The organism is Acidovorax sp. 107, assembly GCF_003058055.1.
Classification (GTDB): Bacteria; Pseudomonadota; Gammaproteobacteria; order Burkholderiales; family Burkholderiaceae_C; genus Acidovorax.
In genome coordinates this window covers 3928068-3950792 of the sequence record NZ_QBTZ01000001.1, presented here as the reverse complement: position 1 = coordinate 3950792, position 22725 = coordinate 3928068, and the positions used below count along the sequence as shown (strand labels likewise).

At 65.3% G+C, this 22725-nt stretch carries 20 protein-coding genes; all 20 read right to left on the bottom strand.

Annotated elements, in window-relative coordinates; genetic code table 11:
* Positions 1-84: 84 nt before the first annotated feature.
* The 20 genes from C8C99_RS18440 to C8C99_RS18340 all read right to left on the bottom strand — a co-directional run bounded on the left by C8C99_RS18440 (position 85) and on the right by C8C99_RS18340 (position 22706).
* A complete protein-coding gene (locus C8C99_RS18440; RefSeq protein WP_056646920.1) occupies positions 85-894 on the bottom strand; it encodes an enoyl-CoA hydratase/isomerase family protein in 810 nt (269 codons plus the stop codon).
* A 1-nt stretch (position 895) separates the two neighbouring features.
* Positions 896-2074 (bottom strand): acyl-CoA dehydrogenase family protein, encoded by a 1179-nt coding sequence (locus tag C8C99_RS18435; RefSeq protein WP_056646923.1) that lies wholly within the window; start codon positions 2072-2074, stop codon positions 896-898.
* A gap of 55 nt (positions 2075-2129) precedes the next feature.
* Entirely contained in the window at positions 2130-3743 is a 1614-nt protein-coding gene (locus C8C99_RS18430; RefSeq protein ID WP_056646926.1) for an acyl-CoA carboxylase subunit beta, read from the bottom strand.
* A complete protein-coding gene (locus tag C8C99_RS18425) occupies positions 3740-4669 on the bottom strand; it encodes an SDR family oxidoreductase (RefSeq protein ID WP_108626505.1) in 930 nt (309 codons plus the stop codon). Before C8C99_RS18425 ends, C8C99_RS18430 begins: the two co-directional genes overlap by 4 nt.
* A gap of 24 nt (positions 4670-4693) precedes the next feature.
* Entirely contained in the window at positions 4694-5443 is a 750-nt protein-coding gene (locus C8C99_RS18420) for a TetR/AcrR family transcriptional regulator (RefSeq protein WP_056646931.1), read from the bottom strand.
* A 1000-nt stretch (positions 5444-6443) separates the two neighbouring features.
* Positions 6444-7220 carry an enoyl-CoA hydratase gene (locus tag C8C99_RS18415; protein WP_108626504.1) on the bottom strand — a complete coding sequence of 259 codons (777 nt, stop codon included), beginning with the start codon at positions 7218-7220 and terminating at the stop codon, positions 6444-6446.
* A 7-nt stretch (positions 7221-7227) separates the two neighbouring features.
* Positions 7228-8094: an acyl-CoA thioesterase II gene (locus C8C99_RS18410; RefSeq protein ID WP_082576958.1), complete on the bottom strand. Its 867-nt coding sequence runs from the start codon at positions 8092-8094 to the stop codon at positions 7228-7230.
* Positions 8095-8121: 27 nt separating this feature from the next.
* A complete protein-coding gene (locus tag C8C99_RS18405; protein WP_056646940.1) occupies positions 8122-9009 on the bottom strand; it encodes an alpha/beta fold hydrolase in 888 nt (295 codons plus the stop codon).
* Between the two features lie 218 nt (positions 9010-9227).
* Positions 9228-10427 (bottom strand): acetyl-CoA C-acyltransferase, encoded by a 1200-nt coding sequence (locus tag C8C99_RS18400; RefSeq protein ID WP_055400958.1) that lies wholly within the window; start codon positions 10425-10427, stop codon positions 9228-9230.
* A gap of 15 nt (positions 10428-10442) precedes the next feature.
* Complete coding sequence (locus C8C99_RS18395; protein ID WP_056646943.1) at positions 10443-10955, bottom strand: DUF4442 domain-containing protein; 513 nt, start codon at positions 10953-10955, stop codon at positions 10443-10445.
* A gap of 154 nt (positions 10956-11109) precedes the next feature.
* Positions 11110-13512, bottom strand: coding sequence for a 3-hydroxyacyl-CoA dehydrogenase/enoyl-CoA hydratase family protein (locus C8C99_RS18385; protein WP_108626502.1), 2403 nt, complete (start codon positions 13510-13512; stop codon positions 11110-11112).
* Between the two features lie 67 nt (positions 13513-13579).
* Entirely contained in the window at positions 13580-14017 is a 438-nt protein-coding gene (locus C8C99_RS18380; RefSeq protein WP_056646947.1) for a DUF2147 domain-containing protein, read from the bottom strand.
* Between the two features lie 45 nt (positions 14018-14062).
* Positions 14063-15859: an acyl-CoA dehydrogenase C-terminal domain-containing protein gene (locus C8C99_RS18375; protein ID WP_056646950.1), complete on the bottom strand. Its 1797-nt coding sequence runs from the start codon at positions 15857-15859 to the stop codon at positions 14063-14065.
* 4 nt (positions 15860-15863) lie between these two features.
* Positions 15864-16592 (bottom strand): TetR/AcrR family transcriptional regulator, encoded by a 729-nt coding sequence (locus C8C99_RS18370; RefSeq protein ID WP_082576969.1) that lies wholly within the window; start codon positions 16590-16592, stop codon positions 15864-15866.
* A gap of 148 nt (positions 16593-16740) precedes the next feature.
* Positions 16741-17403 carry a nucleoid occlusion factor SlmA gene (gene slmA / locus C8C99_RS18365; RefSeq protein ID WP_056646956.1) on the bottom strand — a complete coding sequence of 221 codons (663 nt, stop codon included), beginning with the start codon at positions 17401-17403 and terminating at the stop codon, positions 16741-16743.
* Between the two features lie 206 nt (positions 17404-17609).
* Positions 17610-19061 carry a sensor histidine kinase gene (locus C8C99_RS18360; RefSeq protein ID WP_056646958.1) on the bottom strand — a complete coding sequence of 484 codons (1452 nt, stop codon included), beginning with the start codon at positions 19059-19061 and terminating at the stop codon, positions 17610-17612.
* 78 nt (positions 19062-19139) lie between these two features.
* The gene (locus C8C99_RS18355; protein WP_056646961.1) at positions 19140-19832 is read right to left on the bottom strand and encodes a response regulator transcription factor; all 693 of its coding nucleotides are present in this window, start codon (positions 19830-19832) and stop codon (positions 19140-19142) included.
* 16 nt (positions 19833-19848) lie between these two features.
* Positions 19849-20739, bottom strand: coding sequence for an acetylglutamate kinase (gene argB, locus C8C99_RS18350; RefSeq protein WP_056646965.1), 891 nt, complete (start codon positions 20737-20739; stop codon positions 19849-19851).
* A 75-nt stretch (positions 20740-20814) separates the two neighbouring features.
* On the bottom strand, positions 20815-21918 hold the full coding sequence (locus C8C99_RS18345; RefSeq protein ID WP_056646969.1) for a glycosyltransferase: 1104 nt from the start codon (positions 21916-21918) through the stop codon (positions 20815-20817).
* The gene (locus C8C99_RS18340; RefSeq protein ID WP_199226453.1) at positions 21915-22706 is read right to left on the bottom strand and encodes a glycosyltransferase family 2 protein; all 792 of its coding nucleotides are present in this window, start codon (positions 22704-22706) and stop codon (positions 21915-21917) included. Before C8C99_RS18340 ends, C8C99_RS18345 begins: the two co-directional genes overlap by 4 nt.
* Positions 22707-22725 lie beyond the last annotated feature (19 nt).

Below are 22725 nucleotides of genomic sequence, written 5' to 3'. Positions count from 1 at the left end.
CCCGCCTGCACGCTGCGCGTGCGCGGGCAATTTGCTTCGCCATGCCTTCGGCATGCACAGCCCGATTGGCGATCAGTATCTTTTTCATGGCTTCGCACTCCACGGCGGTGCCTTGCGCGCAGCAAACGCCGCCAGCCCTTGCGGAGCCTCGGACCCGCGCAGCGCTTGCGCAAAAGCCATCGCCGCCTCATCCAGCAGCGCGGACAACGACGTATCAGTCTGGGCCAGCAACAAACGTTTGGTGGCGGCCACGGCCCGCGGCGCTGCGGCGGCATGGCGCGCGATGGCGGCTTGCACAGCAGCCTCCATGTCGCCAGCCACCACCTCATCCACCAGCCCCGCACGTTGAGCAATCGCAGCATCCCAACGCTCGCCCGTCAGCAAACACCGCCGCGCCGCCGCAGGGCCGAGGCGCCTCACGACAAATGGTGCAATCTGCGCGGGCACGATGCCCAGCGTGACCTCGGGCGTGGCGAACTGCGCGTTGGCGTGGGCCAGCACCTGATCGGCGCAGCACACCAGGCCGAAGCCGCCGCCCATCGCGGCGCCCTCCACCGCCACGATGAGCCACTGCGGCAGCGCGCACAGGGCCTGCAGCAGCGCGCCAAAGCGGCGGTTCAGCGGTACTAGCGGGTCAGCCTCGCCCGCAGCCAGGGGCTGGCCGATGGTCTTGGCAAAACCGCCCAGGCTGCCACCCGCGCAGAAGTGCCCACCGGCACCGCGCAACACCACACCGCGCAGCTCGGTATCGGCCGCAGCTCGCTCACACGTGGCCATCAAACCGTCAACCATCGCCTCGGACAGCGCATTGCGGCTGGCCGGGTCGTTGAGCGTCCAGGTTTCCACACAGCCGCTGGCCAGCGGCGCGCGGTCGATCAGCAGCGAATCAGCCATGTCAGTGGACGGGTCGCTTGGCAATGCCCATGAGCTTGGCGAGGATGCCCAGCATCACTTCGTCGGCCCCGCCACCAATCGACGCCAGCCGCCCGTCGCGGTACATGCGGGAGACCTTGTTCTCCAGCGTGAAACCCATGCCGCCCCAGAACTGCAGACAGGTGTCGGGCACCTCGCGGTTCAGGCGGCCGGCCTTGAGCTTGGCCATGCTGGCCAGCTCCAGCACGTCCTGCCCGTTCACGTACAGGTCACAGGCGCGGTAGGTGAGTGCGCGCAGGGCCTCGACCTCGGTCTTGAGCTCGGCCAGCTTGAACTGCACCCACTGCTGGTCGGCCAGCGTGCTGCCAAACAGCTTGCGTTCCTGCGCATAGTCGATGGTCCACTGGATGCAGTGATTCAGCGATTCGAGCGTGCTGGCGGCGCACCACAGGCGCTCTTCCTGGAACTGCTGCATCTGGTAGATGAAGCCCTGGCCTTCGGCACCGATGCGGTAGCTTTGTGGCACCCGCACTTCGTCGAAGTAAATCAACCCGGTGTCGCTGCTGTGCATGCCGATCTTGCGAATCTTCTGCGCCACCTCGATGCCCTTGGTGAGCTTGCCGCCCGGGCCATCGCGCATGGGCACCATCACCAGGCTTTTGTTCTTGTGCACGGGGCCTTCACCCGTGTTCACCAGCATGCACATCCAGTCGGCCTGCAGGCTGTTGGTGATCCACATCTTCTGGCCGGTGATCACGTAGTCGTCGCCGTCCTTGCGCGCCACGCTTTTGATGCCTGACACGTCGCTGCCCGCCGCCGGTTCGCTCACGCCGATGCAGCCCACCATGTCGCCCGTAATCGCAGGGGCGAGAAAGTTGCGTTTGAGTTCTTCGCTGCCGTAGCGCGCCAGCGCAGGCGTGCACATGTCGGTCTGCACGCCAATCGCCATAGGCACGCCGCCACAGTGGATGTGGCCCAGCGTCTCAGCCATGGCCAGGCTGTACGAGTAGTCCAGCCCCTGCCCGCCATACTCTTCGGGCTTGCACAGGCCCAGAAGGCCCAGGTTGCCCATCTTCTTGAAGACCTCGTGCGCGGGGAAGATCTCGGCCGCCTCCCACTCATCCACGTGGGGGTTGATCTCTTCGTCGATAAAACGCTTGAGGGTCTTCTGGATCTCGCGGTGCTCGTGCGTGAACTGCATGGTGCTTGTCTCCGTGATGGTTTTTGTGAGCGAGAGGGCCGGGGTAATGCGCTAGCTACATGCGCGCCACCCCGAATTGCATGGGCCGGAGCGTGCGCGCTGCGCCTTCGGCCACGGTGTCAAGGCAAAACGCCAACACGGCGCGCGTGTCGCGCGGGTCGATCACGCCGTCGTCCAGCAGCAGACCGCTGGTTACGAGCGCATCGGCCTGGGTCTCGAACATGGCGACGATCTTGTCAAACTGGGCTTGCGACTCGGCCGGGTCGGGGGTGATGCCTTTGCGCGCCAGCGCTGCCTCGGTCACGATCTGCATGGTGCGCGCTGCCTGCTCGCCGCCCATTACGGCCGTCTTGGCGCCCGGCCAGCTGAACAGAAAGCGCGGCGCATAGCCCCGCCCGCACATGCCATAGTTGCCCGCGCCAAAACTGGCGCCGCACTGGATGGTGATCTGCGGCACGGTGGCGTTGGTCACCGCCTGGATCATCTTGCTGCCGTGCTTGATCATGCCGCCCTGCTCGCTGTCCTTGCCCACCATGTAGCCCGTGGTGTTCTGCAGATAGATGATGGGGTGGCCCAGCTGGCACATCCACTGGATGAAGTGCGTGGCCTTGTTCGCGCCCGCCACGTCGATGGGGCCGTTGTTGCTGATGAAGCCGACGGCATGGCCCTGGATGCGCCCTTGCGCGCAGAGGGTGGCGGCACCGTAGCGGGCCTTGAACTCCAGCAGATCCGATCCATCCACCAGCCGCGCGATGACCTCGCGCATGTCCACGGGTTGGCGCAGGTCGGCGGACATCAGGGACAGCAGGTCGTCTGCGGGCAAGGTGGGGCTGGGTGCGCTGGGTCGCGGCGCTACGCCCCACCCCAGATGCGCCACCACATCGCGCGCCAGACCAATCGCCTCGCGGTCGTCCTGCGCCAGGTATTCGCCCAGGCCGGAGATGGCGGTGTGCATCTCGGCGCCACCCAGTTCTTCTTCCGTCGCAATCTCACCCGTGGCGGCCTTGAGCAGCGGCGGCCCGGCCAGAAAGGCGCGCGAGCGGCCCTGCACCATGATCACCACATCCGACAAACCAGGCATGTAAGCGCCGCCTGCAGTGCCAGAGCCGTGCTGCACGGTGATGACCGGGATGCCCGCCGCCGACAGCCGCGCGAGGTTGCGGAACAGTGTGCCGCCGTGCACGAAGCCCTCCACCCGGTAGCGCATGAGGTTAGCGCCCGCACTCTCCACCAGATGGATGAACGGCAAGCGGTTTTGCAGCGCGATCTCCTGCACCCGCAGGATCTTCTCCAGGCCCATGGGCTGGATGGCACCGGCCTCGATGCCCGAGTCGCTGGCCACCACCATGCAACGCACACCGCTGACAAAACCAATGCCCGCAACCATCCCGCCACCGGGCACGGACTTCTCGGGGTCTTTCACGTCCTGCAGGTATCCCGCCAGCGTGCACAGCGGCAACCAGGGCGCACCGGCATCCAGCAGCAGCGCCACGCGCTGGCGCGGCAGCAGCTGGCCGCGCTTTTCAAACTGGGGGAGCGACCGGGCCGAGGCGGCGGCGGCACGCTCTTCCAGCGCGCGCAGAGCATGAAGGCGGGCCTGCAGCGCTGCGCGGCGCTGCGTGGCCTCGGCGCTGCCTGGGTTGAATCGGGAGGTGAAGACGGCAGTCATGCGGCCTCGGGCTTGGGGGGATGGGAAGGTGCAAACACCCGCGGCACCTGCGCACGGTGAAAGCCGTCAAACGGCCGCACGGCCGGGTGTGCTGCGGCGGTGGCACGGGGCGGGCGCTGCGGCCAGCCCATGCGCACCTGGGGTCGGGCGCCGTCCACCCGCAGCGTGGTGCCGCTGATGAAGCTGGCTGCGGGGCTGAGCAAAAAGGCAATGGCCGCCGACACCTCGGCTTCGTTGCCAAAGCGGCCGAGCGGCACCGTGCGCGGCATGGCGCGCAACATGTCGCCCGCCTCGGGCGGGTAATTGTCCATACCGCTGGACGCGATGTAGCCCGGCGCAACCGCATTCACGCGCACGCCGCTGTGGGCCCATTCGAGCGCGGCGGTTTCGGTGAAGCTGACCATGCCAGCGCGCGCCGCGCCGCTGTGCCCCATGCCCGGCATGGAGCCCCACATATCGGCCACGATGTTGACGATGGAGCCGCCCTGCTGCGCCATCCACTGCCGGTAGCACTCACGCGCCATCAGAAAGCCGCCCGTGAGGTTGGTGTGCAACACGGCCTCCCAGCCCTTGGCGCTGATGGATTCGAGCGGTGCCATGAACTGCCCTCCTGCGTTGTTGACCAGCGCATCGATGCGGCCCTGCGTAGCAAGGATCTGCTGCACCAGCGCGACCACGCCTTCTTCAGATCGGATGTCGCACACCTGGCACGACACGCGGCCGCCATCGGCGGTGATCTCTTCGGCCACGGCCAGCAGTTTTTCAGGCTTGCGCCCCACCAGCACCACATGCGCGCCCAGGTGCGCCAACTCGTGCGCCGTGCACCGGCCAATGCCGGAGCCGCCACCGGTGACCACCACCACCTGCCCCTGGAACAGGCCCGGAGCAAACACAGACTGGTAGGCGTTACGCGCTGTGGGGGCCATGGTGACTCTGCCTTGATGGGGTGGTTATGAACGGATGAATAAGGCGAGTGCCTCGTCGGTGAGCGCGTCGAGCGACTTGCCCTTTTTGGGAGAGAACCACTGCACCGCCCAGTTGAGCGCCCCGAAGATGAACAGCCGCGCCACACCCGGCTCTGCCTGCAGCGCGCCCTGCTGTGCCAGCGCTTCCAACACGGGCATCCAGGTGGCCTCGTAGCTGTCCTTGATGCGGGCAATGCCCTTGCGCTGCGCAGGTGTGAGTGAGCGCCATTCGTACAGCATCACCGGGATGAAGCTGCTGCGCGGGCCCAGCAGGACTTCGAAGTGGTGGCGAATGAGTGTGTGCAACTGCTCGCGCGGCGCGGCCTTGGCGGACAACGCATCCAGCGCCTGTTGCTGGCTTTGCGTGGCCATGGTCATGCCCTCACTCATCACTGCGTAGAGCAGCGCATTTTTGCTTTCGAAGTGATAGAAGGGCGAGCCGCTGTGCATGCCTGCGGCCGCTGCAATGTCGCGCGTGCTGGTGGCTGCAAAGCCCTGGGTGCGGAACAGCTTAGCCGCGCCGTCCATGAGCTTGCGGCGGCGGTTGCCGTCGTCGAGTTCTTCGGCAGTTTTTCGGGGGCGACCGCGGGGGCGACGTGTGGCGGCTGCTTCCGATGGGGTTTCTGCGGGGACTGGGTTGGCGCTGGCGGGCACTGCGGCCTTGCTACGGGGGCGGGCCGGAAGTTTCTTGGGAGCGGGGGCAATGGCGCTGGGGCGCGGCACGGGTGAATCCATGCAGGCACGATAGCAAAACTGTTTATTTTTAGCAAGCAAGTGCTTTGTATAAATAAATAACTTGTCTGATCGTGACTACCAAAGGGTGCTGTTTGCTGCGAGGTGCTTATATGTCTTGCTTGGCTCGCTACTTTTTTGGAAGCTGATGGCGTGCCTGAGTGAAGGGCAGAGGCCGGGAGTCGCCCGGTATCCGAGTAACTTTCTTTCGCTTGCTCGACAAGAAAGTCACCAAAGAAAGGGCGCCCCTACTGCCTGAGACCCCTTCGCTGCGCTACGGGGCAACCTGGGGTGCTCGGTCACGGGGTGCACCGCAGAACTCGCTGCGCGCCTGCGGCGCTCCGCTCAAACAGCTGCGGTAAGTCAGTTCACGAAGCACGCGCGCTCCGACGCGCGTGCCACCCCGCGCCCTGCGCGCCCCAGGCGCCTCCAGAAGGGAACCCGGGGAGCGGACATCCACACGGGCCATTGCTTCGCTGCGCTGCGCTCGGCCCTGTCTCGCGGGCGCAAGCGCCACGCGCTGCGAAAGCTGGGCCGAGCGCAGCGATGGCCCGAATGGATGTTGGCTGTTCGGCGGTCCCACCCCTGCTGGCTGCGCCTGCGGCGGGGCGGTTGCGGGGTGAGCATGGGCGTCGAAGCGCCCATGCTTCGTGCTCTGACTCGCCGTGGCTGTCCGAGCGGCGCGCGACAGCGCAAAGCGAGTTCCACGGCGCACCCCGCAACCGCCCCGCTGCAGGTTTGCCCCTTCGCATCGCGAAGGGGTCGCAGACTGGGGGTCGCCTTTCTTTTGGGTACTTTTCTTTGGCGAAGCAAAGAAAAGTACCTCGCCCGCCGGGGCGACTCCCGGCTCCCGCACTCAACACGAGCATGCAGCAGCAACCGCCAAGACAGGCTTCGACAGGCTCAACCCAAACGGATCGGGCGAGAACGAACTCTAAAAACAATAGCTGCCAGCGCTTTCTGTATAAGCGCCCGCAGCCAAAAAGACGTCAAAACCAGTGACTCAAACTGCGCTGAAATCCGGCTTGCGCTTCTCCATGAACGCCGAGAAAGCCTCCCGCGCCGCGGGCTCGCGCAACATGCGCCCAAAGCTCTCGCCCTCTTCCGCCATCACCTCCAACACCTTCGCCGTCTGCCCACCCTTCATCAACCGCTTGGTTTCGATGAGCGACGACAACGGTTTGGCCGCCAGTTTCTTCGCCTGCGCCTGCGCCACCCCATTGCACTCAGTCGGCGGCACCACACGGTTCACCAGCCCCACCTCCAACGCCGCCTCGGCCATGAAGGGCTCGCCCAGCAGCAGCGCCTCGGCAGCGCGGTGATAGCCCAGCATCTGCGGCACGAGCAGACTCGATGCCGCTTCGGGGCACAGGCCCAGATTGACGAACGGCATGGAGAACGCTGCGTTGTCGCCCGCATAGACCAGATCGCAATGGAACAGCATCGTGGTGCCGATGCCCACGGCCGGGCCGCACACCGACGCGATCACGGGCTTGGGGAAGGTGGCGATGCCGCGCAGAAAACGGAACACGGGCGAGTCCTGCGTGGCAGGCGGCTGCTGCAAGAAGTCGCCAATGTCATTGCCCGCACTGAAGATCGCCACATCGCCCTGGAACACCACCACGCGCACGCTGGCGTCGGCCTTGGCGGCGTCGAGCGCGTCGGCCATGGCAGCGTACATGTCGCGCGTGATCGAGTTCTTCTTGTCCACGCGGTTGAACGTGATGGTGGTCACACCGGCTTCGGTGTGGGCGAGGATGTCTTGGGTCGTCGTGCTCATGGTGCTGTTATTCCTTGTAGTAAACGATCTGGTGGCTGGTGGCCAGCATGGTGCCTGCTTCATTCCAAAGCTGCACGGTCTGGTCGAAGAAACCGTTGCGGAACTCCTGCCCGCGTGCCTGGCCGAGCAGGAAGCCCGTGCCCGTGGCCTGCAGCTGCTCGACCGTGGCGTGGAAGTACACGGTGATGGACACCGTACCCGCAGGCACCTGGCGCGCACGGCGCAGCCACACGCGGGGGAAGAACACATCGGCCAATGCAGACAGCGCGACAAAGTCGAGCGGCCGGGGTGGTGTGTCGCGCATCCACAGCTGCGTCAGGCTGTGGTCGCCACTGCCGTCCCACGTGCGCGGGATGAATCCGGCAATGGGGCGCATCTCATAGCGGTTGAGCCACTCCACAGCACCCAGCGGCGCGATGATGGCCTTTTGTTCTGCGGGGGGCGGCACTTGCGGCATGGGCACATCGCCCACGCTCCAGGTCTCGCGGCGCACAGCGGTGACGGCGGTGGCCGTGGTGGTGACCACCTGCGCACCATCGGCGCCGGCCTGCAGGATCGACAGCGTCCAGTGCTGGGTGGATCGGTTGGTGCGCACGGGCGTGGCCTGCACGGTGAAGGCTCCGGCTGTCAGTGCGCCAGCGTAGTTGACCGTGAGCGACAGAGGATCGCCCAGACGGTCGGGGTGCTGCAAGATAGCCTGCAGCAGCGTGGCGGCGGTGATGCCACCAAACGGGCCCACCATGTTCCAGTAGCCGGGGTGGGTCTGCCCTTCGTACTGACCCGTCGCAGTGGACGAGGCCGTCAGTTGCAGCGCTTCATCCAGCGGGTGCCGGGCCGAGGACGAAGACGAAGAAGTGGATGAAGAGGAAGTCATGCTGCGAGTGTGCCGCGAAACGACTGCTCAGGCCGTCGTACCGGAGACTTCGCCGTGGGGAACGCTACCACCCAGGGCAACCAGCGCAGCCGCTGCGCGCGGCCACAGGCTTTGGCGGAACTGGTCGTGAAAGAAACCAAAGTGCCCGATGCGCCGCACCTGCAGGTCGGCCGGGGTGATGCTCTCCACGCGGCGTTCGGTGTTGGCGTACAGGTTGACGAGGTTGTGCGTGCCGCGCAAGGTCATCAGCTCGTCGTCGGACATGGACAGCGCCAGCACCGGGAACCGCACAGCACCATAGCTCTGCGCCACCGCAGGCCCCTCGGCGCCCACGCTGTATGCAGGGTCGAGGCACCAGCGCCGCCACTGCAGGATCACGCCTGCCGGCAGGTCACCCACCTTCTTGAGCGTGCGCCCCGGAAAGTACCCGCACAGCCGCGTGGCCAATGGCACCAGCACCCACCAGAAATACGGAACGATGCGCTTGAGCTGCGGCGCGTTGTCACGCCAGTAGCCGCTGCCTGCGGCCACGCTAAGCAAACCTGCCACCTGCTCGGGCTTTTTCAGTAACCCCGGCAGCTGCGCACCCAGGCTGTGCCCCAGCAGGTACAGCGGCTGCGACGGCAGCACAGCCTTGGCGGCGGAGATGACGGCCTCGTAGTCCTCCGCCCAGTCGAACAGATCCGCCTTCACATCGCGCATGGCGCCCTGCAGCGAATCGCCATGGCCCCGGTAGTCAAACGTGATGACCCGGAACCCCTGCTGCGCCATCCACAGAGCAAAGGCCTCGTAGTACGACTGCCGCACCCCCATCGCGCCGCCGATCACGACGCTGGCGCGCGGAGCGCCCTCGGGTTCGTAGACACGCAGTGCCAAAGACACCGCCCCGTTGACCTGCAAGGTTTGCTTGTTCATGTCTGTCTCCTTGGTTCGAAACCGATCTGCGCCGGCTTGAATGGAAAACAAAAACAGGCAGTGCATTGCCCCCTGCCTTCACACCCCACCCTCCAGGGCGTAGCGAGCGGGATCAGCTGCTAGGCGGCCGGAGCGCAGGAACCGGAACGTACTTGCGGTACGTGAGGATTCCGAGCACCGCCCAACGACGCAGATGGCCCGCGCAGTAGCCAGCTAACTCACAGCGCTTCGATGATGCCGGCGGCGCCTTGGCCTGTTCCTACGCACATCGTGACCATGCCGTACTTCAGCTTGTGGCGACGCAGCGCATGCACCACCGTCGCCGCACGGATCGCACCGGTCGCCCCCAGCGGATGCCCCAATGCAATCGCGCCGCCCATGGGGTTCACGTTCGCAGGGTTCAGCCCCAGCGTATTGATCACGGCGAGAGACTGCGCTGCAAACGCTTCGTTCAGCTCGTACCAGCCAATGTCGTCGCTCTTGAGACCGGCATAACGCAGCGCCGCAGGAATCGCCTCGATGGGGCCGATGCCCATGATTTCGGGCGGCACGCCACGCGCTGCGTAGCTCACAAAACGCGCCAGGGGCGTCAGGCCAAACTGCTTCACGGCCTTTTCGCTGGCGACGATGAGCGCACCCGCGCCGTCGCTGGTCTGCGAGCTGTTGCCCGCTGTGACGCTGCCGCGCGCGGCAAACACGGGCTTGAGCTTGGCCAGGCCTTCCAGGGACGTGTCGGGGCGTGGGCCTTCGTCCAGGCTCACGGTGCGACGCTTTTCCACCACCTCGCCGGTGGCCAGATTGGGCGAGCGCTCCACGATCTCGAAGGGCGTGATTTCGTCGGTGAACTCACCCGCCTTTTGGGCCTTGATGGCACGCAGGTGCGATTCGAGAGCGAACGCATCCTGCATTTCGCGGCTCACCTTCCACTGCTGGGCGACCTTTTCTGCGGTGAGGCCCATGCCGTAGGCGATGCCCACGTTCTCGTCCTTCGCAAAGATCTCGGCGTTGAACGAGGGCTTGTTGCCGCCCATGGGCACCAGGCTCATGGATTCTGCGCCACCGGCGATCAGCACGTCGGCCTCGCCCACGCGGATGCGGTCGGCGGCCATCTGCAGCGCGGTGATGCCCGATGCGCAGAAGCGGTTGACCGTCACGCCGCCCACGGGGTGGTCGAACGCCAGGCCCACAGCGATGCGGGCCATGTTCATGCCCTGCTCGCCTTCGGGGAACGAGCAGCCGATGATGGCGTCTTCAATCGCCTTGGGGTCCAGCGTGGGCACCTGCAGCATGGCGCTCTTGATGGCGGCGACCAGCAGGTCGTCGGGGCGGGTGTTCTTGAAATAGCCGCGGCCCGAGCGCCCGATGGGCGTGCGCGTGGCGGCGACGATGTAGGCGTCCTGGACTTGTTTTTGAGCCATGGTGATGAAACTCCTTCAATTCTTGGGGGGGCGGCTGGAAGGAACCCAGGCCCACGTAAATACACATTCGACCGGCTCTACACCGGCTTCGTCGGTCACAGTGACTTGCACCTGCACCTCGCCCCTGTCGCTGGCCAACATGGCGGCGCGCTGCTCAGCGGTGAGCGTGGCCACGGCCTTGAGGCCACCCGTGGCGCGCTTCTTGAACGCCATGCTCAGCTCCTTGGCCAGCGGCAGGCAGTCATCGCGCACGTTCATGCCCACCACCATGCCGGTGGCCGTTTCGGCCAGCAGGTTCATGGCCGAGGCGTGCACGCCACCGATGTGGTTTTGCACGCGGTGGTTGTTGGCCAGGTGCACCTCGACACGCTCGGGCGTGAGCGATACGAACTTCACCCCGGCCGTGCCGGTGAAAGGCACGGCCCGGCGCAGGATGATGTTCTGCACGAAGCCGCGCATGAAGGCGGGTGCCTCGTCCAGGCGCATCAGCGAGCGCTGGAGTTTGTTGGGGGCGTGCAATTCGGTCATGCCCAAACTCCAGCACGCAGCCCGCTACCCAGTGCGAATAACACAGGCACAGCACAGGCCAGTGCACCCGTGGAACTGGCTTTGCCAGGCCACCGGGTGCGTCCCCCTCCCGCAGGAGAGGGGGAAGGCGCGAAGCGACTCAGGGGGTGCATCATCAATTCCGGACCGGCTTGCCGGTGGACAGCATGCCCAGGATGCGCTCGTGCGTCTTGGGCTGTGCAATCAGGTGGCAGAACACCTTGCGCTCCAGCGTGAGCAGGTATTCCTCGCTCACCAGGGCACCGGCATCCACGTTACCGCCGCAGACCACCTCGGCGATCATGGTGCTGACCTTGAAGTCATAGGCGCTGATGAAGCCGCCGTCGCGCATGTTCACCAGCTGCGCCTTGATGGTGGCCAGGCCACTGCGGCCCGCCACGGGGAACAGGCGCTTGTGCGGTGCACGCCAGCCACTGGCAGCCATGGACTTGGCTTCGTTGATGGCCACGAACAGCAACTCGTCCTTGTGCGGAACGATGACGTCGGACTCCAGCAGGTAGCCCAGCTTGCGCGATTCGAGCGCGCTGGTGCCCACCTTGGCCATGGCAGCAGCGGTGAAGCCTTCGGTCAGGAAGGGCAGGATGTCCTTGCCGGTAGATGCCGCCATGTTCTCGGCCGCGCGGCGGGCGATGTAGGTCAGGCCGCCAGCGCCGGGCACCAGGCCCACACCCACCTCCACCAGGCCGATGTAGCTTTCTATGTGCGCCACGCGCTTGGCCGAATACACGGCCAGCTCGCAGCCACCGCCCAGCGCCATGCCGTGAATGGCAGCGACGACGGGCACCTGCGCGTAGCGGATGCGCAGCATCAGGTTCTGCAGCTCTTGCTCGATGCTTTCCACCGCATCGGCGCCGCCGACCATGAAGGCGGGCATCGTGGCTTCCAGGTCAGCGCCCACGCTGAAAGGCGCGTCACCGGACCAGATGACCATGCCCTGGTATTCAGACTCGGCCAGCTCCAAGGCTTCCATCAGGCCCTCCATCACTTCGGGGCTGATGGCGTGCATCTTGTTCTTGATGCTGGCGATGATCACTTGGCCATCCAGCGTCCAGGTGCGCAGGGCTTTCGATTCAGCAATGGTCGTACCAGCGGTGCGCCAGTCGGGCAGGTTGGATTCGCCCAACAGAGCCTCGGGGAAGATCTGGCGCTGGTACACGGGCAGCTGGCGACGGGGCACAAACTTGTTCTGCGAAGCGCTCCACGAGCCTTGCGCGGTGTGCACGCCACCGGCTTCGGCAACGGGCCCCTTGAACACCCACTCGGGCAGCGGTGCCTTGCACAGGGCTTTGCCGGCGTCGATGTCTTCCTGAATCATCTTGGCGACTTCGAGCCAGCCTGCTTCTTGCCACAGCTCGAAGGGGCCTTGCTTCATGCCGAAGCCCCAGCGCATGGCCTGGTCCACGTCGCGCGCGTTATCGGCGATGGTGCCCAGGTGCACGGCGGCGTAGTGGAAGCTGTTGCGCAGAATGGCCCACAGGAACTGGCCGGGCGCGCCTTCGGCGTTGCGCAGCAGGCGCAGGCGTTCGGCGGCGGGCTTCTTGAGCATGCGCGCGTACACCTCGTCGGCCTTCTGGCCGGCGGGCACGTACTCTTCGCTCTCCAGCTCGAAGCGCATCACATCACGGCCAACCTTCTTGAAGAAACCTGCCTTGGCCTTCTGGCCCAGGTTGCCCAGTTCCAGCAGCTTTTTCAGCACGGCGGGCGTGCCAAAGCTTTCGTAAAAGGGGTCAGTCTCGATGCTCAGGTTGCACTGCAGCGTCTTGATCACGTGGGCCATGGTGTCCAGGCCCACCACGTCGGCGGTGCGGAAGGTGCCGCTGGATGCACGACCGAGCTTCTTGCCGGTGAGGTCGTCCACCACGTCGTAGGTCAGGCCGAAGTTCTCGACCTCTTTCATGGTGGCCAGCATGCCGGCGATGCCGACGCGGTTGGCCACGAAGTTGGGCGTGTCGTGCGCGCGCACCACGCCCTTGCCCAGGCCGCTGGTGACGAAGGCTTCGAGCTGGTCGAGCACTTCAGGCTGGGTGGTGGGGGTGTTGATCAGCTCCACCAGCGTCATGTAGCGCGGTGGGTTGAAGAAGTGGATCCCGCAAAAGCGCGGCTTGATGCTCTCGGGCAGCACTTCGGAGAGCTTGGTGATCGACAGGCCCGAGGTGTTGGACGCCAGGATGGCGTGCTTGGCCACGTGGGGCGCGATCTTCGTGTACAGATCGAGCTTCCAGTCCATGCGCTCGGCAATGGCCTCGATCACGAGGTCGCATTCCTTGAGCAGGTGCATGTGCTCTTCGTAGTTGGCCTGCTGGATCAGCGCTGCGTCGTCGGCCACGCCCAGGGGCGAGGGCTTGAGCTTCTTCAGGCCTTCGACGGCCTTGGTGACGATGCCGTTCTTCGGGCCTTCTTTGGCGGGAAGGTCGAACAGCACCACGGGCACCTTCACGTTGACGAGGTGGGCGGCGATCTGCGCGCCCATCACGCCTGCGCCGAGCACGGCGACTTTTTTCACTTGGAATCGGGACATGGGTTGGGTTCCTGGTTGGGGCGTTGCGCAACACCGCAGGGGGCGCGCAAGGCCACGGGAATGGGGTTTACTGGATGCGGATCCAGGTTTGCGTGCGGCCGAACGGGCCGATCGAGCCGCGCACTTCGAGCTTCTTGCCGCCTTCGATGGGGGTCATGCGCAGGGTGTAGTTGCGGCCGTTCTCGGGGTCGAGGATCTTGCCGCCCTCCCACACTTCCTTGTCATCGGCCTTCTTGGCGCCGCGGATGATCTCCAAGCCCACCAAGGGCTTGCCCTTGCGGTCGTCGGAGCACTCCTCGCAGACATCATTGGGCTTGGCGTCCTTGGACAGACGCTTTTCCAGCGCCCCGTTCAGCACGCCGCTGCCGGTGTCACGGATGCGGATCTCGGCCTTGGCTTCGCCGGTCTTGTCGTCGATGTTGCGCCACAGGCCTTCGGGTGTCATCTGCGCCCAGACGGGCAGCGCACCCGCTACCAAAACAATAGCCACTACCGCTTTGAACATGTGCACTCCCGGGCCAGAAGGCTTGAAATCTGCATCCGGCACCGATCAGGCCAGGGCCAGGTCGGTGTCCATCAGCACCTTGCTGCCGGCGCGGGCCGTGCGCATCAGCGTCGCCGTTTCGGGGAACAGCTTGGCGAAGTAGAAACGTGCGGTCTGCAGCTTGGCGCCGTAGAACGGGTCGGTGTTGCCAGCCGCGATCTCGCGCAGGGCCACCTGGGCCATGCGGGCAAACAGGTAGCCGAACACCAGGTGGCCAGCCACGCGCAGGTAGTCCACGGCAGCGGCGCCCACTTCGTCGGGGTTCTGCATGCCCTTGAAACCGATCTCGGTGGTGAACTTGGTCATCTGGTCGCCCAGCATCGCGATGGGGTTGATGAACTCGGCCATCTTCTCGTTCACGCCTTCTTCTTCCACCAGCTTGCCGATCAGCTTGCCCAGCTTTTTCAGCGTGGCGCCGTTGTTGCCCAGGATCTTGCGGCCCAGCAGGTCCAGCGACTGGATGGTGTTGGTGCCTTCATAGATCATGTTGATGCGGTTGTCGCGCACGTACTGCTCCATGCCCCATTCCTTGATGAAGCCGTGGCCGCCGAAGACCTGCATGCAGGCGTTGGTGGAAATGTGGCCGTTGTCGGTGATGAAGGCCTTCACGATGGGGGTGAGCAGCGCCACCATCTCTTCGGATTCGGCACGCACCTTTTCGTCGGGGTGGCTGTGCACTTTGTCCAGCAGCAGCGTGCAGAAGATCTGCAGCGCGCGGCCGCCCTCGGCGTACGCCTTGGCCGTGAGCAGCATCTTGCGCACATCGGGGTGCACGATGATGGGGTCGGCGTCCTTGTCCTTGGCCTTGGTGCCCGACAGGCTGCGCATCTGGATGCGGTCCTTGGCGTAGGCCAGGGCGTTCTGGTAAGCCACTTCGGTCAGGCCCAGCGACTGGTTGCCCACGCCCAGGCGGGCGGCGTTCATCATCACGAACATGGCGGCCAGGCCCTTGTTGGGCTGGCCCACCATGGTGCCGATGGCGCCGTCGATGGCGATCTGCGCGGTGGCGTTGCCGTGGATGCCCATCTTGTGCTCCAGGCCCGTACAGAAGATCGGGTTGCGCTCGCCCAGGCTGCCATCAGCCTTCACGTTGAACTTGGGCACGACGAACAGGCTGATGCCCTTGCTGCCCTTGGGCGCATCGGGCAGGCGGGCCAGCACCAGGTGCACGATGTTGGCGGTCATGTCGTGCTCGCCGGCGCTGATGAAGATCTTGTTGCCGGTGATCTTGTAGGTGCCGTCGGCTTGGGGTTCGGCCTTGGTGCGCAGGAGGCCCAGGTCGGTGCCGCAATGGGGTTCGGTCAGGCACATGGTGCCGGTCCACTCGCCGCTGGTCAGCTTGGGCAGGTAGATCTTCTTTTGTTCTTCGGTGCCGTGGGCGTGCAGGGCTTCATACGCGCCGTGCGACAGGCCGGGGTACATGGTCCAGGCCTGGTTGGCCGAGTTCATCATTTCGTACAGGCACTGATTCAGCACGAAGGGCAGGCCCTGGCCACCGTAAGCGGGGTCGCACGACAGCGCCGCCCATCCGCCTTCGACGTACTTGGCGTAGGCGTCCTTGAAGCCCGACGGGGGCTTCACTTCGTGCGTCGTCTTGTCCAGCACGCAGCCTTCGGTGTCGCCGCTGATGTTCAATGGGAAGGTCACCTCGGCAGCGAATTTGCCGGCTTCTTCGAGCACGGCATTGATCGTGTCCACATCCACCTCGGCATGGGGCGGCATTGCCTTGAATTCATCGCTGACCTTGAGCACTTCGTGCATGACGAATTGCATGTCGCGCAGGGGCGGCGTATAGCTAGGCATGGGTTTACTCCTTGGATGGGGTGGTTTGGTTGGAAACTTTGCGGCGCGCCACGGTGGGTGCCTTGGCGGCCGATGCGGGCGCGCTGTAGCGCGCCAGGATGTTGTGAAAGCCCATGACGGCACGGTCGATGGAGCCCGGGGTCTGCAGGAACCGCGCCTCGTAGTGCAGCGCCAGGATGAGACCGTGGATCTCGAAGAGCATCTGCTCTTCCTTGGTGTCGGCACGCAGCTCGCCCAGCTCCTTGCACTGCTCGATGGCGCGGCGCATGGCGGCGTGCCAGGTCAGCACCGAACTGGCCAGCGCGTCGCGCACGGGCCCGGTGCGGTCGTCGAACTCGACCGCACCGCTGATATAGATGCAGCCCGAGTCGATTTCGATGGAGGTGCGCTTCATCCAGTTGTCGAACAGCGCAGACAGGCGGCCGACGCCGCGCGGGGCCGACATGGCGGGGTAGAACACTTCCTGCTCGAAGCGGGTGTGGTATTCGCGGATGACGGAGATCTGCAGCTCTTCACGGGAGCCAAAGTGGGCGAATACGCCCGACTTGCTCATGCCTGTGACGTCGGCCAGCGCCCCGATGGACAGGCCCTCCAGCCCGATGTGCGTGGCCAGGCCCAGCGCCGCCTCGACGATCGCCGCCTTGGTCTGCTGGCCTTTTTGCAGGGCGCGGCCGGTACCGCTGCGAGCGCGCGGGATGCGGGTGACCTGGCGGGATTCGGGGGTGGATGACATGGGCATGAATAAAAACGAACGTTCGTTCTATTCTGCAGCAAATTCCCCGCAGCCCCCAAGCCCCCGAAAAAAATAGGGAGACCCACCCAAACCACCCGTTGCAGCCGCGCCACCTCTTACGGAATGCGCAGCCTCAACGGCGCGGGCGCTACAACATCAACGCCAGGCTGGCTTCCAGGTGCTCGGTGGGCAGGCGCCGGAACCCCGAGCGGGCATAGCCCTGCAGCCGCCCGACCACAAAGGCCGTCAGCACGCTGGCTGCCACCTGGGCATCGACCGTGGGCGTGCTCGATGCGGCCGTGCTCGCGCGCAGGCACTGGCGCAGGGTGGATTCGATGCGGTCAAAAAACTGGTTCATGCGCTGCTGCAGGCGTTCGTGCTCGAACACCAGCGCGTCGCCCACCATCACCCGCACCATGCCCGGGTTGCGTTCGCCAAACTGCAGCACCAGGGCCACGATGCGCGCGGCCTGGCGGGCGCCTGCATCGGCAGGCTTCGCGGGGTCGGGCACGTCGCGCCCAGTTATCTGCTGCACCAGTGTGAACACCGATTGCTCGATGAAATCGATCAGCCCCTCGAACATCTGCGCCTTGCTGGCGAAGTGGCGGTACAGCGCCGCCTCGCTGACCGACAGGCGCGCGGCCAGCGCGGCGGTGGTAATGCGCTCGGCCCCCGGCTGCTCCAACATGGCAGCCAAGGCCTGAAGGATCTGAATGCGCCGCTCTCCGGGCTTGGGCCGCTTGCGGGCAGCCGCAACATCACCCGCTTCAGCGGTACTGGCAGGCTCGGGCAGGGGCGAGATTTCAGACATGCAGGACAGGGGCTCCGATGGGGCCCTGCTTCCGGTGCACATGCCACCGGGCATGGTCTGGTCACGGCAGGGCATGAATCACGATGTCACGTCTTGGACCAGTCAGCGGGGGCTTCGCCGCCACCTGTTTGCACAAGTCAATCGTGTGTGGAAATGATTCTCGCACAGGCACCAGACCGGCCTGGTGGGACGGCTTGCGGGGCGCGCTACAGCGGAAACACCACCGTCACCAAGAGCCCGCGCCCCTGGGGGCCCGTGCCCAGCGTCAGCGTGGCGCGGTGCACGCGGGCAATCTCATCGGCAATAGCCAAGCCCAGGCCCGTGCCCTCGCCACCTGCGCCCGGCACACGGTAGAACCTTTGCAGCACGCGGGTGCGCTCGGCCTCGGGCACGCCCGGGCCGTCGTCCTCCACCGCCACATAGGGCCGGGGCGGGCCCGCACGTCCCTGGCGCATCCCGCAGCGGATGGTGACCACCCCACCGGGCGGGGTGTATTTGATGGCGTTGTCCACCAGGTTGGACAGCAGCTCGCGCAGCAGCCAGCCGTGCCCCGTGACATGGACCGGCTGCACATCCAGCCCCAGGTCCAGGCCCTTGCCGGTGGCTGCGTCCAGAAAGGTCTCCAGCAGCGATTCGCACAGGTCCTTGAGGTCCACCCGCTGTGGCGGCTGCGCATCCAGGCTGCGGGCATCCGCACGGGACAGCGCCAGCAACTGGTGCGCCAACTGCGAAGTGCGGCGCGTGGCGTTGCGCAGCTTCTCGATCTGATCAGCTCCCAAAACAATAGCGCCCTGCGCACGATCTTCATGCGCTAGCGGCATTTTTCGGTCGAAATCCGGGAAAGACGTGCGTGGAGGCGCCGCCGCCTTGGCCATCATGGCCCAGGCCTCGACCTGGGCCTGCAAGCCTGCCAGCGGCGTGCGCAGCTGGTGCGCCGCGTCGGCCACAAAGCGGCGCTGCCCCTCCGCCTGCGCGTTGACCAGCGCAAACAGGCGGTTGAGCGAGTGCACCAGGGGGCGCACCTCGTCGGGCGATGCAGCTTCATCAATGGGGCTGAGGTCGCGTGGCGAGCGGCGCTCCACCGCCTCGGCCAGCCCCACCAGGGGCTTGAAGGCCTGCCGCACCGCCCAGTGGATCGCAAAGCCCGCCGCAATCAACAGCACCAGATTGGGCAGCAACACCCGCAGCAGCAGTTGCTGCGCCCATTTCTGGCGCGGGTCGGACCCGTCGGCGAGCGCCACCACCAGTTCGCCCGCCCCCGTGCGCCCGCGCTGCGCCGCCACTCGGTAGGTCACCCCGCCAAACTCCACACTGTGGAACTCAGGGGCCTGGGTGGTGGGTACACCGCTGTGCACCCAGTCCTCGCCCAGCAGCAGGCGCCCCGAGGTGTCCCGCACGCTGTAGGCAGCAAAGCCTGCGTTCTGGCGCAAAAAATCTTCGATGGGGGGGGCCAGCAGCAGCAGGGGTGGATCGTTGTCGTGGATGGGGGGGGCCAGCACCGAATCGGCCAGCGCGGGCAGCAGCCGCACCAGCCGCTGGTCGTGCTGGCCGGCCGCCTCGTCGGCCGACCGGTAGTCCAGCCACACGCCCACCAGCGCCAGCACGCACAGGGGTAACACCAGCATCAGCAAGAGCCGGGTGCGCAAATCCGACGTCATCGCGCGCAAGCCGGGCCGCCGGGAGGAGTTCTTCTTCCAAAGCATGGCGAGGCGGCGAAGAAAGGGGCGAGTTTCCGCTCAGGTAGCCTGCAATTCGAGGCGGTAGCCAAAGCCGCGGATCGACCGCAGGGCCACCCCATGGGGCTCCAGCTTGCCCCGCAGGCGCGAGACATAGACCTCTACCGCGTTGGGGGTGATCTCCTTGTCCCAGCCCGTCAGCGCCTGAAGCAGCTTGTCTTTGCTCGCGGGCTTGGGGGCGTTGATGAGCAGGTATTCGAGCACCGTCCACTCGCGCGGCCCCAGTTCGATGACCTGTTCACCTGCCGGCGTGCGCATGCTGGCCCGGCGCCCCGCGGTGTCCAGCTCCAGCGGGCCAAAACTCAGCACCGCCGTGGTCGCGGCCTGTGACCGGCGCAACAGCGCCCGCAGGCGCGCCAGCAGCTCGGGCAGCTCAAACGGCTTGACCATGTAATCGTCCGCCCCCAGATCCAGCCCCTGTACCCGGTCGTGCAGGGCATCGCGCGCGGTCAGGATCAGCACGGGCATGGACGGGCTTGCCATGTCGGGGCGGCGCAGGCGGCGCGTCAGCTCCAGGCCGTCCATGGCGGGCAGCCCGATATCGATGATGGCCGCATCGAATGACTCGGCGCGCAGGACCTCCTCAGCCCGCTCGCCACTGCCCACCCAGTCCACTGCATAGCCTGCATCGGTCAGCCCCAGCTTGATGCCGCTGGCCACCATCACATCGTCTTCGACCAAGAGCAGGCGCATGGAGCCCTCTTGCGGGTCAGTGGGACCGGATCATCGTGCCGTACGCCTGCTCGGTCAGAATCTCGAGCAGCATGGCGTGTGGCACGCGGCCATCAATGATGTGCACCGCGTTGACGCCGGCCTTGGCTGCGTCCAGCGCGCCAGCAATCTTGGGCAGCATGCCGCCCGAAATGGTGCCGTCGGCAAACAGCTCGTCAATGCGGCGGGCCGTCAGGTCGGTCAGAAGGTTACCAGCCTTGTCGAGCACGCCAGGGGTGTTGGTCAAGAGCATGAGCTTTTCGGCCTTGAGCACCTCGGCCAGCTTGCTGGCCACCACATCGGCGTTGATGTTGTAGCTCTCGTTGTTCTCGCCAAAGCCGATGGGGCTGATGACGGGGATGAACGCATCGTCCTGCAGCGCCTTGACCACACTGGGGTCGATGGAGACGATATCGCCCACCTGGCCCACGTCGTGTTCGATGCTGGGGTCCTTGCTGTCCACCATCTTGAGCTTTTGGGCCCGGATCATGCCGCCATCACGGCCCGTCAGGCCCACGGCCTTGCCGCCGGCCTGGTTGATCAGGCCCACGATGTCCTGCTGCACCTCGCCAGCCAACACCCATTCGACCACTTCCATGGTTTCGGCATCCGTCACGCGCATGCCCTGAATGAATTCGCCCTTCTTGCCAAGGCGGTTCAGGGCCGTTTCGATCTGCGGGCCGCCGCCGTGCACCACGACGGGGTTCATGCCCACCAGCTTGAGCAGCACAACGTCTTCGGCAAAGTCAGCCTGCAAGGCCGGGTCGGTCATGGCGTTGCCGCCGTACTTGATCACCATGGTCTTGCCATGGAACTTGCGGATGTAGGGCAGCGCCTGGGCCAGGATTTCAGCCTTGTCGCGCGGTGCAATCGAAAGAAGGTCGGTCATGGAGGCGTGCCATCCGGAGAAAACTGTGAGGCGCAAATTGTGCCGCATTCGCCAGGCTGCGGGCGCCAAACTGCCTCAGTGGCGCAGCCAGTTCGGTACTTTGAACCGCACGATGGCCAGGTAAGCCATCACATAGCTGACCACGAACAGCCCACAAAACGCCATGAGCAGGGGCGTGTTGTTCCAAAACAGTACGGCAGGCACCACCGTCAACAACGTAAAGCCCCACAGATAGGGCGACGTGCGGTTGTTGCGCATCAGCACGCGGCGCGACTCGTCGTCGTGAAACACCCCACGCACGATGCGGCGGTAGATGAGCTGGTGGAAATGCAGCGCATCGGCCACACCGGGCGAAACACCTCGCACCGCCTTGCGATAAATGGAAAAAACTGTCTCCCAGACTGGGTAGATCAGCAGCAGCATTGGGAACCAGGGCGAAACATCCGCATTGCGCTGCACCAGCGAAATACTGGCGATGGCTATCACCACGCCCCACACGTAGGCGCCCCCATCGCCGGCAAACAACATGCCGCGCGGGTAGTTCCAGACCAAAAAACCTCCGGTGGCCGCGGCGGTGGACACCAGCAGCGCCGCCAGCGCACGGTCCCCGACCTGCAACGCCACGTGGGCCAGGGCCAGACACACGATCAAGGCGACCATCCCCGCCAACCCGTTGTAGCCGTCGATGATGTTGAAGGCGTGGGGCAGCCCTGCGACTGCCAGGACGACAATGGCCAGTCCCAGCCAAGGCGCCGCAACCAGGACGGCATCGAGCCACGGCCAACCCATGCGCGGCAGGTTGAGACCCAAAAGCCACACCGCCAACGCGCCGGATGCTCCCGTCAAAGTGAGGCGGTAGCGCACCGACAGGCGCTGGGTAAGGTCTTCTGCAATCCCGCCCAGCGCGGCGGGGAGCACTGCGACCAGCCACGCGCCCACCCACACATCAAGCCTGAGGGAGCCGGGGTCGCCCCAGTAGACAGACTGCAGCACGCCCAACGCCCATCCGATGGACGTACCCACTAACAAAGCCGCACCACCCAACCGTGGAACATGCCCCAGGTGAAATCGCTGGGGCATGGAGTCGCCGTACAACTCCGCATGCTTCCGCCCCCATCTCACAATGAGCCCTGCAGCCAGCGCCGCCACCAAAAAACCAACCACAGACAACCAAATCATGGAGCGCCGATGGTACCGTTGTCAGCGGACTGCGCGGTTAGCAACTGTAGCGCCCGGGTGTAGACCGGTGAGCGCCACAGCCGCCAAAGGCTCTGGAGGTGCCAGCCCAAATGTTTCAGGCTGCGCGAACTGGCACGCTGCCCCGCATGAATGACCCGCACCGGCGCCTTCGCCAGATGCAGGCCGCGCAACCGCAGCCGCAGGCAAAGGTCCACATCCTCGCAGTACATGAAATAGCGTTCATCAAACCCGTTCAACGCATGCCAGACCACAGATGGCAGGACCAGACACGCAGCATTCACCCAATCCACCCGCATCTCCTGACGGCCCAAAAGTCTGCGGCGCAAAAGCGCCATGGGAGAAGGGACTTCGCGCTCACTCCCCTGCACACGGCCGGCTGGATCGATCTGGACAGGATAGGCACAACCAATGTTTGGCGCACCACACGCAGAAATCAGCGCCTTGAAAGGGTCGCTATTGCCCACCAACGCCACATCGGGGTTGAGAACACACACAAACGCCTCGGTGGCATGGGCTAGCGCGCGGTTGTGATTGGTGCCAAACCCGAGGGGAACCACATTGACTACCCGTAACAACTCAAATGGCCAGCCACTGGCGGGGGGAACAGGCTCCGGCTCTGGCAGGTTCTGGGTCAGCACCACGCGAGATACCGACGTAGAGGAAACATGGGCCAGCTGCAGCAGCAGCGCCTGCACCATGTCACCGTGCCCATGACTAACCACGGAGACCACCAAACCAGGCTGAAACAAAGGCTGAATGACTGACATTGGCCCGTATTGTCCCCTG

Bases quoted from the DNA above. Each gene is read 5' to 3' on its own strand.
- C8C99_RS18440 (WP_056646920.1), bottom strand. From the start codon at position 894: ATGGCTGATTCGCTGCTGATCGACCGCGCGCCGCTGGCCAGCGGCTGT.
- C8C99_RS18435 (WP_056646923.1), bottom strand. From the start codon at position 2,074: ATGCAGTTCACGCACGAGCACCGCGAGATCCAGAAGACCCTCAAGCGT.
- C8C99_RS18430 (WP_056646926.1), bottom strand. From the start codon at position 3,743: ATGACTGCCGTCTTCACCTCCCGATTCAACCCAGGCAGCGCCGAGGCC.
- C8C99_RS18425 (WP_108626505.1), bottom strand. From the start codon at position 4,669: ATGGCCCCCACAGCGCGTAACGCCTACCAGTCTGTGTTTGCTCCGGGC.
- C8C99_RS18420 (WP_056646931.1), bottom strand. From the start codon at position 5,443: ATGGATTCACCCGTGCCGCGCCCCAGCGCCATTGCCCCCGCTCCCAAG.
- C8C99_RS18415 (WP_108626504.1), bottom strand. From the start codon at position 7,220: ATGAGCACGACGACCCAAGACATCCTCGCCCACACCGAAGCCGGTGTG.
- C8C99_RS18410 (WP_082576958.1), bottom strand. From the start codon at position 8,094: ATGACTTCCTCTTCATCCACTTCTTCGTCTTCGTCCTCGGCCCGGCAC.
- C8C99_RS18405 (WP_056646940.1), bottom strand. From the start codon at position 9,009: ATGAACAAGCAAACCTTGCAGGTCAACGGGGCGGTGTCTTTGGCACTG.
- C8C99_RS18400 (WP_055400958.1), bottom strand. From the start codon at position 10,427: ATGGCTCAAAAACAAGTCCAGGACGCCTACATCGTCGCCGCCACGCGC.
- C8C99_RS18395 (WP_056646943.1), bottom strand. From the start codon at position 10,955: ATGACCGAATTGCACGCCCCCAACAAACTCCAGCGCTCGCTGATGCGC.
- C8C99_RS18385 (WP_108626502.1), bottom strand. From the start codon at position 13,512: ATGTCCCGATTCCAAGTGAAAAAAGTCGCCGTGCTCGGCGCAGGCGTG.
- C8C99_RS18380 (WP_056646947.1), bottom strand. From the start codon at position 14,017: ATGTTCAAAGCGGTAGTGGCTATTGTTTTGGTAGCGGGTGCGCTGCCC.
- C8C99_RS18375 (WP_056646950.1), bottom strand. From the start codon at position 15,859: ATGCCTAGCTATACGCCGCCCCTGCGCGACATGCAATTCGTCATGCAC.
- C8C99_RS18370 (WP_082576969.1), bottom strand. From the start codon at position 16,592: ATGTCATCCACCCCCGAATCCCGCCAGGTCACCCGCATCCCGCGCGCT.
- slmA (WP_056646956.1), bottom strand. From the start codon at position 17,403: ATGTCTGAAATCTCGCCCCTGCCCGAGCCTGCCAGTACCGCTGAAGCG.
- C8C99_RS18360 (WP_056646958.1), bottom strand. From the start codon at position 19,061: ATGACGTCGGATTTGCGCACCCGGCTCTTGCTGATGCTGGTGTTACCC.
- C8C99_RS18355 (WP_056646961.1), bottom strand. From the start codon at position 19,832: ATGCGCCTGCTCTTGGTCGAAGACGATGTGATGGTGGCCAGCGGCATC.
- argB (WP_056646965.1), bottom strand. From the start codon at position 20,739: ATGACCGACCTTCTTTCGATTGCACCGCGCGACAAGGCTGAAATCCTG.
- C8C99_RS18345 (WP_056646969.1), bottom strand. From the start codon at position 21,918: ATGATTTGGTTGTCTGTGGTTGGTTTTTTGGTGGCGGCGCTGGCTGCA.
- C8C99_RS18340 (WP_199226453.1), bottom strand. From the start codon at position 22,706: ATGTCAGTCATTCAGCCTTTGTTTCAGCCTGGTTTGGTGGTCTCCGTG.